Raw genomic sequence first — 14,022 nt, 5'->3', positions numbered from 1 at the left:
ACGATGGAATATAACACTAGCCAACCACCACTCATTTTAAAAGAATATGGTCGAAATGTACAAAAACTAGTTAAGTACTTAAAGACTATAAAAGACAGGGAAGAGCGCTCGCAAAAAGCTGAAACGCTAATAGAATTAATGAGACAGGTTACTCCTTCTGTAAAAGAAACCCCTGAAACTAGCCAAAAGCTTTGGGACGATCTTTTTATCATGGCTGACTTTGACCTAGATATCGATTGTCCATACCCTGCTCCAGAAGTAGGTTTACTTTTTAAAAAGCCAAAGAGATTAGAATATACTTATCATCATATTAAATACCGCCATTACGGCAGAAACATAGAGCTTTTAATAAAAGAAGCTATAAAAAAAGAAGACCCTCAAGAAAGAGAAGAAGCTATTATTTACATAGGTAAATTAATGAAAAGCTTCTATGGCAGCTGGAATAAAGAAGTAATTGATGACTCTGTTATTCTAGAAAATATTAAAAGCATTTCTGGTGGTAGTTTAGACATCGATCTTGAAAAAGTGAAGGAAGACAACCTATTTGAGAAGTTATACAAAAACAAGCGTAAGACAAATCAAAATAATTCTCAAAAGGGAAAATCGGGAGATAGAGATAACAGAAAGTCAAACAACAACAACAGAAGAAGAAGAAGAAATTAATGAGTTCTTTCAAAATACAAGGAGGTCACAGCCTCAGCGGAGAAATAATCCCTCAAGGAGCAAAAAACGAAGCATTGCAAATTGTAGCTGCAACGTTGCTCACTGAAGAAGCAGTTACCCTCCACAAAATACCCAATATAAGGGATGTAAATAAGCTTATAGAGCTAATTGGTGATTTAGGAGCTACGGTAGAGAAGCTAGATTCAGAATCATATAAAATCACAGCTAAAAATATAGATGTAGACTATCTGGAGACAGACGCTTACAAATCAAAAGCGGCTTCTTTAAGAGGTTCAATAATGATTTTAGGCCCATTATTAGCCCGATTCGGAAAGGCTAAAATTCCAAGACCGGGTGGTGATAAAATAGGAAGAAGAAGACTTGACACTCACTTTATAGGATTCGAAAAGTTAGGAGCTAAATTCAACTATAACTCTAAAGACGGATTCTTTAAAATTGACGCGTCTAATCTTCAAGGCTGCTATATGCACCTTGATGAAGCTTCTGTTACTGGTACCGCAAATATTGTAATGGCGGCAGTACTTTCTAAAGGCAAAACTACCATTTACAATGCTGCCTGTGAGCCTTATTTACAGCAGCTATGTAAAATGCTTAATAGGATGGGAGCAAAAATACAGGGCATTGGCTCTAACCTGCTAACTATTGAAGGAGTAGACCAACTTGGAGGCACAGAACATACACTTCTTCCTGATATGATAGAAGTAGGTAGCTTCATTGGCTTAGCCGCTATGACCCAGTCTGAAATTACTATAAAAAATGCAGGGATTGAACAACTAGGACTTATCCCTGAAGTATTTAGAAGGCTCGGCATACAAATGGTATTTAATGGCGATGACATTATTGTACCTGCGCAAAAGCATTATGAAATTGACACTTTCATTGATGGTAGCATCATGACTGTTGCAGATTCACCTTGGCCTGGCTTCACTCCTGACTTGCTTAGCATTGTATTGGTTACAGCTATTCAGGCAAAGGGTACTGTACTCGTACATCAAAAAATGTTTGAAAGCCGTTTATTCTTTGTTGACAAACTCATAGACATGGGCGCACAGATTATATTATGCGACCCGCACAGAGCTACGGTAATAGGCCTAGACAGAAAGCAAAATTTAAGAGGCATTAAAATGTCTTCTCCTGATATTAGAGCTGGTGTTTCATTACTCATTGCAGCATTATCAGCAGAAGGTGAGAGTATTATCTCTAATGTAGAACAAATAGATAGAGGATATCAAAATATTGATTCAAGACTTAAAGCTTTAGGTGCTGACATCCAGCGTTTAGAACATTAAGACTAGGAAATTGTTAAGTTTTAAGTTATTTTACATGTAACTATGCGTCTTTAGATATACTTAAAACTTAACAATTTTATCTTTTATGGAATACCTAGATCAAGCTAAACTATTTTTAGCCACCAAAGGGGTAGATATAGGCCTAATGATCATAAAAGCCGTACTTATATTAGTCATCGGCTTGCAGGTTGTAAAATTTATATCTCGCTCTTTCACAAAATTCTTAGAGGGCCGCAAGGTTGATGATTCACTAAAACCATTCCTTAGCAGCCTTTTCCACAACACCCTACTTGTATTACTAGTGCTTAGTGTACTCACTACAGTAGGCATTGAAATGACCTCTTTTGTAGCCATTATTGGAGCCGCAGGACTTGCTATAGGTCTAGCTCTTCAAGGCACTCTACAAAACTTTGCAGGAGGTGTAATACTGCTTACATTAAGACCTTTCAAAGTAGGTGACTATATTGAAGGTGGCGGACACTCCGGTACGGTAAAAGAAATACAAATATTCCAAACTGTATTGGCCACTCCCGACAATGTAAGAATTGTGATACCCAACGGAGACTTATCTAATAACTCGATCAAAAACTATTCGGCCAACGATACTAGAAGAGTTGATTTGGTTTTTGGAATTGGATATGACGATGACATTAAAAAGGCTAAAGAAATACTAGAGAACATGGTTAAAAATGATTCTCGAGTGCTTGCGGAGCCTGAACCTACTGTAACAGTAGCTAGTCTTGGCGATAGCTCTGTTAACTTCAATGTTAGACCTTGGGTTAATCGTGCTGATTACTGGAATCTGTACTGGGACTTCCAAGAGAATGTTAAACTTGAATTTGATAAAAATGGCATCTCTATTCCATACCCACAAAGAGATGTTCATATTTACAATGAAACGGCTAGCAAAGAATAAAAACTTACTTTTATATAAAACAAAAAAGGCTTTCCTTGTAAGGAAAGCCTTTTTTGTTCATCAGCATGTATACCTATTACACGTAATTATTAAGCATTACAGGCATTACAAGCATTAATATATCTTCATTATCATTCTTATCAGTAGGAATTAAAAGTCCTGCCTTATTAGGCTCAGAAAGTCTTAATTCTACCTTATCAGAATCTACATTGTTAAGCATTTCTATTAAAAACTTAGCGTTGAATCCGATTTCGATATCCTCTCCATCATGTTCACACGAAAGTCTTTCATTAGCTTCATTAGCAAAGTCTAAATCTTCAGCTGAAATTTGAAGCTCACTACCAGTAATTTTTAATCTCACCTGGTGTGTTGTTTTATTGGCATAAATTGCGATCCTCTTTAATGAACTCACCAAATCAGATCTGTCAATAATCATTGTATTGTTATTATCTGCAGGAATTACGTTTTCATAATCAGGAAAACGCTCATCGATCAGACGACAAATCATTTTTATATTATTGAATCTGAAAAACGCATTAGACACGTTGAACTCAACAGAAACATTAGTATTTTCAGAAGGCAACGTAGACTTTAATAGATTTAATGCCTTACGTGGTATGATGATAGCATTGCCATTATCAGAGGCTACATCTACTCTTCTATACCTAATCAATCTATGACCATCAGTAGATACAAACGTAGTATTTGTATCAGTAAGGTTCATGTAAACCCCAGTCATGGCCGGTCTTAATTCATCGTTGCTAGTTGCGAAAATAGTATTATTGATAGCACTGCTCAAAACCTGAGTAGACATGTCTACAGAGAAATCATCAGATACTGTAGGCACTTTAGGGAAGTCTGTAGCATTTTCACCTGCTAACTTATAACGACCGTTATCTGAGCTGATTTCAACACTATAGGTATCCTCATCAATAGAAAAAGTCACTGGCTGCTCTGGTAAATTCTTCAGTGTCTCAAGAAGAATTTTTGCAGGAACAGCAATGCTACCACCTTCTTTTGATTCTACTTCTATTTCAGTAATCATAGAAGTTTGCAGATCAGAAGCTGTAACAGTTAATTTCCCATCTTCTATTTCAAAAAGAAAATTCTCCAAAATAGGAACTACCGGATTAGTGGTAATTACTCCATTGATACTTGCAAGCTGCTTTAAAAGTGCTGATGAAGAAACAATAAATTTCATTACTGATGATGATTACGTATAGTTATATTTTAAACTCGGTAAAGTTAAAAATAAAATCATTTATAGGAAACGGGATATTGCATTATATCGAGCGTTTCTTTTCAATGAAAAAATCTTTAGGCCTAAGGACTCTTTTTATCTTATAATAATCCACCACACCCATTTCTGAAGAGTCAATCCTTACCAAGATTTCTTTCTTATTTTTAATCTCCTTGAATACCTCTAAGGTATACTTTTTATTGGCAATATCCTCAACCGTTATTACAGCCTGCGGACCATCCACCATATATTGCTGATGTTCAGCCACCTCCGTCTCATTAAGATAATCATTTACATACAAAAGCGAAACATCATCTAAAAACCCTGTTAGTTTAAGGGAGTCTGTCTTTTCTATTTGTGGTATATGATAAAAACCCTCTGAATGTTCTACCGTAAAATTTTCAGTAGATTGAAGAGCATAATCCATTTTTACTCGCTCTAGATTATTCCAGTTGACATCAAAAACTAATGGATTTCTCCATCCATTCTCATCTAAATCATAAATACCTGCCAAATAACTTCTGTACCCAGGTATCTCCACTATATAAGGTTCTGAATCACCTGCTTTCTGCATATAGGTAACATGATTATCTTCATCTCCCCAGATAACTACATCTTTTATCAGGTTATCACCTTCATAGAATTTAGCCTCTACACCATCAACCCTCATTTTACTCTCTATAGAATCAATTTTATGCTTCGAAACCCTACGCCTCACCCTCACTTGCTTAAGTACGGCAAACAAAACGCTTACACGTTGTTGATCTGCCTCATATTTATCATTGATTTTCCACTCCCTGTCGTTAAACATTAAGGTATTAACCTTCCCATTTTGCACAAACTCCACTTTATTAACATGGCTAGGGTCTGCATAGCTAAAAAGCTCCCGCTTTACATCCAGCCTATCTTCTGGCCTAGTTACAAAATACGCAAGTACAGTAGCCCCAATCAGTACTATTAAAATTAAAAGAAGCCTTATATTTCGTCTCTTCTGCATTGTTTATTTCTCTTCTGTAGAATATCCAGTATACTTTCTTTTGCGCAAATAATACCTTAGTAGTCCATAAAGAATGATCAGCACCACGGGCACCACAAGATTAATTAATTGCCATTCCGTTTTTTCATTATTAATGGCTACTTTATCCAATGGTCTGATTTTAATTTCTTTATTCCTCGCTGTAATAATTCCTGAATCATCAAGTAAATAGGCTATTGCATTCATAAGAAAATCTTCGTTTGCAAATTCAGTCTTCACAAAAGGATAAAAACCTAAAGGCTGAGGTTCTCCGGTTCTCCTATTGATTTCATTTGCGGCAATATCACCATCAGCCACAACCAAAAGCTTAGCTCCTTCAGCGGCCCTTTCTTTAAAGTTTTTATCATTTACTCCTTCTGGCTTAAACCTATTGTGATACAACGATTCAAATTCTCCTTCAAGCAGATAAGCAACTGGAATGAATGGCCTGTTTAACATCTCTGGAGTTAAGTTCTTTCTTAAATCCTGAACTGAAACATTTACAGGAGCTGTTACTGAACGTGAATATTGAGAGGTAAACAATAAAGGTGTCTTCTTTACGCCAGCTACAGTAATGCTATCTATAGTAGAAGCAAACTTCAGCAATACGCCATCCATATTGCGAGTTATAGGATGATTAGCAAACCTATTTATTATAGGATAGAAAGGCCAATTTTGAAGTTTAATCTGCGGCTGATCTCCCATATTTCCGACTACTACGGGGTAACCTACAGCCCTTTGATCTTGCACTAAGTCAGCATTAACCCTAACACCATATTTAAAAAGTTGATCATCTAAATTTAAATCATAGGGCAAGGCAAAATTGTTAGCGGCAGATGCACTGTCCATATTTGCATAGAGCTTATCCATCATCAATAGTACCTTACCTCCAGCCATAATGTACTGGTCTAGATAATACTTCTCATAATCGGAGAATGATGTGGTAGGTTTAGCTATTATCATGGCATCATAAGCCTGCAAATCTTTATTCAATTCTTCTTTAGCCAAATCATAATTAGCAGCTAGAGATGAGCTCAGACTAGCCATTTCTAATGAATCAAGTTCATTATGCCCTCTAATGACTGCAATTTTCTTTCTTTCTAATGTAGTTAAACCTCTTATAGCTGAAGCAAACTCATATTCAACGCCTTCTATAGACTGATTGAGTTTCTCCTCTGCGGTAGAAGCCTTATTTCCTTTTAGCAGCATCACTCCTACTTCGGCACCACCATAACTGATAACAGCCCCTGGAAAAATGAGCTTTTCCACCCTATTACCATCTTTTTCATCAATAATATTAGTAGGCTGAATACCTTTCGCCATTAAGCCTCGCATAAACTCACCTCTGGCCTTTTCACTCATTGCCAGCGAAGGATCGTTAAAAGTATACTGAATATTATTTCCAGAATAAACCCTAAATTCCTCAAGAGTTTCTCTTATAGATTTTTGCAATCGAGTAAAACCTGCATTCAACTCCCCATCCAAGTAAACTTCAATATACACCACATCATCGAGGTCTTTGAGCATCTCTTTGGTTGGCTTTTTTATAGAGTAACGTCCCTCTTCAGTAAGATCCACTCTAAAAAAATGTTGTGAAACCACTATATTGATCAATATAACAGCCACTAAGCCTATAGCAAATCTTAAAAAAGACTCTAATTTCCGACTGTTGAGATTTACCATTTTCTGCTGCTTAAAATTAATTTAGTAGCCAAAAGCACTACTGTAATTACACTTAAAAAATAAATTACATCACGGCTGTCAATCAGCCCCTTGCTTAATGAATCGTAATGATATAATATCCCTAGTTGATCTATAAAAGAAGAGAAGCCTCCCCATTCGTTAATAGCAGCAATAGATGAAAATCCGGTATAGACAATAAAGCATAAAAACACCGCCACTATAAATGAAACTATCTGATTAGTACTAATTAAAGAAGAGAAGATGCCTATAGCTGTAAAAACTGCTCCCAAAAGCAGCAACCCGATATAAGAACCCATCACTCCTGCCGTGTCAATATTTCCTTTAGGTGCTCCTAGTTGATAGATAGACCAATAGTAAATGAGTGTAGGCAGTACAGCAAAAACCACTAGCATAAATCCAGAAAGGTATTTACCTAAAATAATTTGCCAATCCGTTAGCGGCTTTGTCAACAATAACTCTATGGTACCGCCACGTTTCTCTTCCGCAAACATACGCATGGTGATAGCGGGGATTAGAAACATAAAAACATAAGGTCCTAATGAAAACAGCGTTTCCATATCGGCATAGCCATACTCTAAAACAGATGTATCAGGAAAAACCCACATTAACAGACCTATGCCCGTTAAAAACACGCTAATTACAATATAGGCGATAAGTGAGTTTAAAAAACTATTAAACTCTTTTACAAAAACCTGTATCATTTATCTCCTCCTTTTGTAAGCTCCTGAAATACATTCTCTATAGTCACTTCCTGCTGCTGCATACCCAACAAGGTAAGGCCTTGTTCGCTAGCAAACTTAAATACTGCAGGACGCACATCTTTGTCCAATGCTGCTTTTATGGAATATTTATTATCTTTTAATGCCTCTACTTCAAGCACCCCCTCAATATCCTTCAAAACATCTACAGACACTGGTGCATCAAACTCAGCAGTAATAACAGCCACTTTGGTAGAAGTGGTCTTCAACTGCTCTATAGCATCATTAGCTACCACTTTACCTTTATTAATCACAATTACTCTATCGCAAAGCGCCTGCACTTCTTGCATGATATGCGTAGAAAAAACTACGGTTTTATTCTGGCTAATGCTTTTTATGAGTTGTCGTATCTCTACAATCTGATTGGGGTCCAGCCCAGTGGTAGGTTCATCCAAAATCAACACTTCCGGATCATGAATCAATGCTTGCCCAAGCCCCACTCTTTGCCTATACCCTTTAGATAAAGCCTCTATCTTTTTATTCTGCTCTCTGGTAAGGCCACATAAAGCAATGATCTCATCGAGGCGCTGACGCAAAGCTTTACCTTTCATCCCATACACTTTACCTATAAACTCCAGGTATTCGCGTACATACATATCCAAGTAAAGAGGATTATGCTCAGGTAGATAACCAATATGCTTGCGTACTTCTAAAGAATTTTCTAAAACATCAAACCCACAAACTTCTACCGTACCTGTGGTGGGCGGCAAATAACCAGTAGCTATTTTCATTGTAGTGGATTTACCAGCTCCGTTTGGCCCTAAAAACCCCAGTATCTCTCCTTTTTTCACTTCAAAAGATACATTGTCTATTGCCCGCTGCTCTCCGAATATCTTGGTAAGACTCTTAACCGTTATTGACATAGTATAAAATCAACGACAAATTTATTAAGTTACTGTATTTATGGCAAAAAAATTATAGGCCGTGATTGCATAGTAACTTCAATTGTAAATCTGTAAAATTGTAATCTTACAATAAGAAACTTTACGTTTTGTATTATTGTTGATTTTCAAACTTACAGACCTAATTCTGATAAACATGAAACAAAGGGTATTATTTTTAATTTTTATCACGCTAAGTATTGTTTCAGCTCACGCTCAAAAGGGCTATAACATAAAGTTTAATGTAGCAGGAATAGCAGATACTACCGTTTACTTAGGTAATTTTTTCGGAGAAAGCACTTATGTGAGAGATACTGCCACGGTAGATGCTAACGGCAACTTTAGTTTTACCGGCAAAAAACCTTTAGAAACTGGCGTTTATTTTATCGTACTCAATAAATCTCGTCTTTTTGACATAGTGATAGATAAAGATCAGGATTTTTCTATAAAAACTAACCGACCTGATTTTGTAAAATCTGCTAAAATATCTGGCAGTGAAGAAAATCAAATCTTCTTTAGTAACATCATCTATAACATTGAAAGAAATGATGAGGCTCAACCTTTTGTAAAGATATTACAAGATAGCCTGCAAACAGAAGACAAAAAAGCAGAGGCAAGAAAAGGGCTAGAGAAGATAAATCAGAAAGTTCTGCAGCACCAAGACGAAATTATAGCCAAGCACCCTAATTCTATTGTGGCCAAGATGCTTAAAGCCAACAAAAGAATTGACGTTCCTGAAGCTCCACTAATGGCTAATGGCAAACCAGACCCTGACTTCAGATATAATTATTACAAAAATCACTATTGGGATTACTTTGATTTAAGTGACCCTACGCTTATTCGCTTAGCTGACCCCATCTACAAGAAAAAGGTAGAAGATTACTTAGACAAACTCATAGTACAACACCCTGATACTGTCATAAAGGAATTAAACAAAATGGCAGCTGTAGCTAAGAAGAACACCGATACTTATAAATATTTGGTTTGGACTGCTGCCATTAAATATCAACAACCCGAAATCATGGGCCTTGATGAAGTTTTCGTAGATATTTACGATCAATATTTCGAATCTGGAGAAATGGATTTTTGGGCTAATGCTAGCTTAAAGAAAAACTTAAAAGAAAGGGCTGACCAACTTAGAAATAGCTTAGTTGGCAAGCAAGCCCCGCCTCTAAAAATACAAGACGAAAACTTAGTACCACAAGCTTTGTATGATGTACCTCACAAATACACCATCATTTATATTTATGATCCTGATTGTGGGCACTGTAAAAAAGAAACACCTAAACTTAAAAGCTTTTACGATGAAACCACTTTTGACGTAGGTATATATGCTATTTCGGCAGATTCTAGTTTAACAAAAATGAAGGAGTACATCAAAAAAATGCACATTGAGGAATGGACCACAGTAAACGGCCCAAGAACGTACACAGAGCATTACCGTAAATTATACGATGCATTAACTACTCCTACTATTTATGTACTGAACGACAAAAAGAAAATTATTGCTAAAAAACTGCCTGCCGATAGGCTTCAAGATTTTTTAGAAAAATACACCAAAATGGAAGCGGAGCTAAAGGAAAACGAAGCATCTCAGTAACACATTTAATGTAAGCCTCCAATAAAAAAAGCCAATTGCAGTGCAATTGGCTTTTTTATTTTTGATATAGTTTATTCTATTTATTTCTTTCAATGGTAAACTGCACCAGTTGCCTTAATGAAGTTTTATACTGAGATTCAGGAAACGCATCTAAAATAGCCAAAGCTTCTTGGTAGTACTTATGCATTACATCCTGAGCATACTGCAACCCTCCCGATGCCTTTACAAAAGCAATTATCTCATTAATTTTTTTAGTATTGTCATTGTGGTTCTTCACCAAATTGAGGATATGACGCTTCTCCCTTTTAGAGGCATTTTCTAATGCATTAATTAAAGGAAGGGTCATTTTCTTTTCTCTAATATCAATACCTAAAGGCTTCCCTACCTCGGTCTCACCATAATCAAATAAATCATCTTTAATCTGAAAAGCCATTCCTACCTTCTCTCCAAACATCTGCATCTTCTCTATTACATCTTCATTCTGATTAGTAGATGCAGCCCCCACAGCACAGCAAGAAGCTATTAAAGAAGCCGTTTTTTGTCTGATTATTTCATAATAAACCTCTTCGGTAATATCCAGCCTTCTGGCCTTCTCCATTTGCAGCAGTTCCCCTTCACTCATTAGCTTCACCGCCTGCGAAACGATTTTCAGCAAGTCATAATCACCATTATCTACAGAGAGGAGTAGGCCTCTACTTAACAAGTAATCACCAACAAGCACCGCTATTTTATTCTTCCACAGCGCATTTACAGAAAAGAAGCCTCTCCTGTAATTGGCATCATCTACTACATCGTCATGCACTAAGGTGGCGGTATGAAGTAATTCTATAAGAGAAGCACCACGATATGTAGCTTCTGTAATTTCAGAACAAGCTCCCGCGCTAAGAAACACAAACATAGGCCTCATTTGCTTACCTTTGCGCTTAACAATGTAGCTCATTATTTTGTCTAATAATAAAACCTTTGTCTTCATAGATAATCGGAATTTCTTTTCAAATTCCTCCATCTCTGAAGCTATCGGTGCCTGAATATCTCTTAGTTTTAAAGCCATGTTGACCAGTGAGCTACAATATTAATCACGAAATAACCCTAATCAAAATATATAATGACTAACTCTTTGAAAATAAAGCAAGACATCATACTTGAAAGTGAGCATAAAGCTGCAAAAATATTAGTCGACACCAGATACGTGCAAAATAAATTAAAAAAACCTGTAATTATTTTTATTCACGGCTTCAAAGGCTTCAAAGATTGGGGCACATTTAACCTGGTGGCCAACGAAATGGCTCAAGCAGGGTACGTATACGTAAAGTTAAATCTCTCGCATAACGGCACCACGGTAGACAACCCAACAGAATATGGCAACATGGAGGCCTTTAGCGAAAATAACTTTAGCATTGAATTAGACGATATAGGTACTGTCATTGATTATTTACATTCTGCAGAGTGTGACATAGACAAAGATGAGATGGACCTAGAAAGATTATTCTTAATAGGCCATAGCCGTGGCGGAGGATTAGCCATACTAAAGACCTATGAAGATGACCGCATCAGAGCTGTTGCCACCTGGGCCTCCGTAGCTGATTTCAAATTTGGCTGGCCAGATCACATTCTTGAAGCATGGAAAAAAGAAGGAGTATTTATGATGCCTAATAGCAGAACCAAGCAGGATATGCCAATGAAGTACCAGATTGTAGAGGACTTTTATGCTAACGAAGAACGATTGAGTATACCCAATGCTGCTAAAAATCTTAAAAAGGCATTTTTAATTATCCACGGCACCAATGACGAAACTGTACCGCACACGAGTGCGCTTATGCTACATGAGAGTTGTCCTCACTCCGAATTATTATTGATTGACAATGCTAACCATGTATTTGGAGGAGCTCACCCCTACGAACACAACGCATTGCCAGAAGATACTAAAACAGCAGTAGCACGTACAATTCAATTTTTCTCTAAGTTTGCTGGTTAAATGAACTTACAACTCTGGTATTTCAAATACATGATAATTCCGTTGGCCATATTAGTTATGGCAGCGGTGTTTTCTTACTTTTTAAGAAACATACTCAATAGCTTTGTTAAAAATGCATCTACCAAACTTAATGTAGACCCTACCAAATATAATTTCCTTAAAAATGCATTAAGCTTCATTATATACATACTGGCTATTATTCTCATTTTTTTTACTATTCCTGAACTAAAAAGTTATGGAGTAACCTTATTTGCAAGTGCCGGTGTAGTAGCTGCCATAGTGGGTTTCGCTTCCCAAAGTGCTTTCTCCAATATTATAAGTGGCATTTTTATAGTTATTTTCAAACCTTTTAGAGTCGGAGACATTATTAATGTAAGTAATACTTATACAGGTACTGTAGAGGATATAACCCTCCGGCATACTGTCATCAATAATTATGAAAACAGACGAATAGTTATACCTAACTCTATTATTAGTAATCAAACTATCGTAAATTCTACCTTAGCAGAAACCAAAACCTGTGTTTTCTTCGAAATAGGGATCAGCTATGAATCTAATATGGACATGGCCATAAATATTATAAGAGAAGAAGCAGAGGCTCATGCTAACTTAATAGATAACCGCACAGAAGAAGACCTTTCTAATGATATTCCTAAAGTTGTTGTTAGAGTAATTGGTTTTGGAGATAGCTCGGTTAATATACGTGCTTATTTATGGGCTAATACGCCCGGTGAAGGTTTTATAATGAAATGTGACATGAATAAATCTGTTAAAGAAAGGTTTGATCTGGCAGGAATAAGTATTCCTTACCCACACCGAACTATTGTTTACAAAGAAAAGAAATCAGCTTAATGAATATCCCTAAGTTTTCGCGCTTGTCTAAACTTATAGGCATACACAACTCCAAAGCAAAAGCAGGCTTACCTCCTGGCACATTAATTTATACCGGAAGTCAGATGACTACTAAGTCAGAGGTAGACCTAATCTCATACAATGAAGATGAAATCATAGAATTTAGTAGTAAAGAGCTTCCTGAAATCCTCAATAAAACAGAGGAAAATAAAGTCAACTGGCTAAATATAGATGGTTTGCATAATGTAAGCCTTATCGAAGCCATTGGCGAAAAGTACGACCTACACCCCCTTTTGCTAGAAGATATCCTAAACCCCGACCAGAGACCAAAGTCTGACGAGTATAGCAGTCACATGTTCTTCACGCTGAAAACATTGCACTCTATGACCAACGATGAAATTAATTATGAACAAATGAGCTTTGTTCTGGGAGACAACTACTTACTGTCTTTTCAAGAAAAAGAAGGAGACTTGTTTGATAATCTAAGAGTTAGACTTAGGCAAAATAGCAATACCAATGTAATTAGAGCTCGCAAAAAAGGAGCTGACTACCTCTTTTATAGACTCATAGACACCATTGTAGATAGTTACTATATTGTATTAGAGCAAATAGGCGAAAAAATTGAAGAGCTAGAAGACGAAGTTTACGAAGAGCCTAACAAAAAGACATTGGCTCAAATTCAAAGGCTAAAAAAGGAATTGATTTTTATAAGAAAATCAATTTATCCACTACGTGAATCTATCAGTAAAATTCTAAAAGGCGAATACAGTTTCATAAAACCCGATACATTAACTTTCTTTTCTGATGTTTATGATCATACCATACATGTGATCGAAACTACAGAGACTTATCGAGACCTGACTACAGGGCTCATGGACATGTACATGACCAGCATAAGCAATAAAATGAATGAAGTAATGAAGGTGCTAACCATCATCTCCACCATATTCATTCCTTTGACATTTATAGCTGGTATTTACGGTATGAATTTCAATAACATGCCTGAACTGCAATGGCATTATGGGTATTATGCTACATGGACCGTTATGATTGTGGTCACCATTTGCATGGTTATATATTTTAAAAGAAAAGACTGGTTATAATCACA

General features: G+C 36.5%; 13 protein-coding genes. 7 read left to right on the top strand and 6 right to left on the bottom strand.

All coding sequences use genetic code 11. The features are described from left to right. Positions 1-3: 3 nt before the first annotated feature. From ACXACQ_RS09970 to ACXACQ_RS09960, 3 genes are all read left to right on the top strand, one after another. A complete protein-coding gene (locus tag ACXACQ_RS09970) occupies positions 4-663 on the top strand; it encodes a DUF4290 domain-containing protein (protein WP_474975795.1) in 660 nt (219 codons plus the stop codon). Beyond that, positions 663-1,973: a UDP-N-acetylglucosamine 1-carboxyvinyltransferase gene (gene murA, locus ACXACQ_RS09965; RefSeq protein ID WP_474975794.1), complete on the top strand. Its 1,311-nt coding sequence runs from the start codon at positions 663-665 to the stop codon at positions 1,971-1,973. Before ACXACQ_RS09970 ends, murA begins: the two co-directional genes overlap by 1 nt. Before the next feature lie 85 nt (positions 1,974-2,058). Further along, on the top strand, positions 2,059-2,889 hold the full coding sequence (locus ACXACQ_RS09960; protein WP_474975793.1) for a mechanosensitive ion channel family protein: 831 nt from the start codon (positions 2,059-2,061) through the stop codon (positions 2,887-2,889). Positions 2,890-2,965: 76 nt separating this feature from the next. Here the strand turns inward: ACXACQ_RS09960 and dnaN are convergent, their stop codons facing one another. The 5 genes from dnaN to gldA form a co-directional block, all read right to left on the bottom strand. Continuing rightward, positions 2,966-4,090, bottom strand: a complete 1,125-nt coding sequence (dnaN, locus tag ACXACQ_RS09955; RefSeq protein WP_474975792.1) for a DNA polymerase III subunit beta — start codon at positions 4,088-4,090, stop codon at positions 2,966-2,968. Between the two features lie 82 nt (positions 4,091-4,172). Continuing rightward, on the bottom strand, positions 4,173-5,126 hold the full coding sequence (locus ACXACQ_RS09950; protein WP_474975791.1) for a DUF4340 domain-containing protein: 954 nt from the start codon (positions 5,124-5,126) through the stop codon (positions 4,173-4,175). A 3-nt stretch (positions 5,127-5,129) separates the two neighbouring features. Next, the gene (gene gldG, locus ACXACQ_RS09945) at positions 5,130-6,827 is read right to left on the bottom strand and encodes a gliding motility-associated ABC transporter substrate-binding protein GldG (protein ID WP_474975790.1); all 1,698 of its coding nucleotides are present in this window, start codon (positions 6,825-6,827) and stop codon (positions 5,130-5,132) included. Next, on the bottom strand, positions 6,821-7,549 hold the full coding sequence (gldF, locus tag ACXACQ_RS09940) for a gliding motility-associated ABC transporter permease subunit GldF (protein ID WP_474975789.1): 729 nt from the start codon (positions 7,547-7,549) through the stop codon (positions 6,821-6,823). Before gldF ends, gldG begins: the two co-directional genes overlap by 7 nt. Beyond that, positions 7,546-8,469, bottom strand: a complete 924-nt coding sequence (gene gldA, locus ACXACQ_RS09935) for a gliding motility-associated ABC transporter ATP-binding subunit GldA (RefSeq protein ID WP_474975788.1) — start codon at positions 8,467-8,469, stop codon at positions 7,546-7,548. Before gldA ends, gldF begins: the two co-directional genes overlap by 4 nt. A 175-nt stretch (positions 8,470-8,644) precedes the next feature. On the opposite strand from gldA, the gene ACXACQ_RS09930 reads away from it, so the two are divergent. Continuing rightward, positions 8,645-10,087, top strand: a complete 1,443-nt coding sequence (locus ACXACQ_RS09930) for a DUF5106 domain-containing protein (protein ID WP_474975787.1) — start codon at positions 8,645-8,647, stop codon at positions 10,085-10,087. 76 nt (positions 10,088-10,163) lie between these two features. Here ACXACQ_RS09930 and ACXACQ_RS09925 read toward each other — a convergent pair whose 3' ends face one another. Continuing rightward, the gene (locus ACXACQ_RS09925; RefSeq protein ID WP_474975786.1) at positions 10,164-11,138 is read right to left on the bottom strand and encodes a polyprenyl synthetase family protein; all 975 of its coding nucleotides are present in this window, start codon (positions 11,136-11,138) and stop codon (positions 10,164-10,166) included. Between the two features lie 54 nt (positions 11,139-11,192). Here ACXACQ_RS09925 and ACXACQ_RS09920 point away from each other — a divergent pair, with 54 nt between their 5' ends. The 3 genes from ACXACQ_RS09920 to corA are packed head-to-tail and all read left to right on the top strand — an operon-like array spanning position 11,193 to position 14,017. Next, a complete protein-coding gene (locus tag ACXACQ_RS09920) occupies positions 11,193-12,062 on the top strand; it encodes an alpha/beta hydrolase family protein (RefSeq protein ID WP_474975785.1) in 870 nt (289 codons plus the stop codon). After that, positions 12,063-12,914, top strand: coding sequence for a mechanosensitive ion channel family protein (locus ACXACQ_RS09915; RefSeq protein WP_474975784.1), 852 nt, complete (start codon positions 12,063-12,065; stop codon positions 12,912-12,914). 23 nt (positions 12,915-12,937) lie between these two features. Then, entirely contained in the window at positions 12,938-14,017 is a 1,080-nt protein-coding gene (gene corA / locus ACXACQ_RS09910) for a magnesium/cobalt transporter CorA (RefSeq protein WP_474975783.1), read from the top strand. Positions 14,018-14,022 lie beyond the last annotated feature (5 nt).

It is taken from the genome of Fulvivirga sp. AWR4_260 (assembly GCF_056158185.1).
Note: the sequence above shows the minus strand (reverse complement) of the source record. Positions and strands in the feature narration are given on the sequence as shown.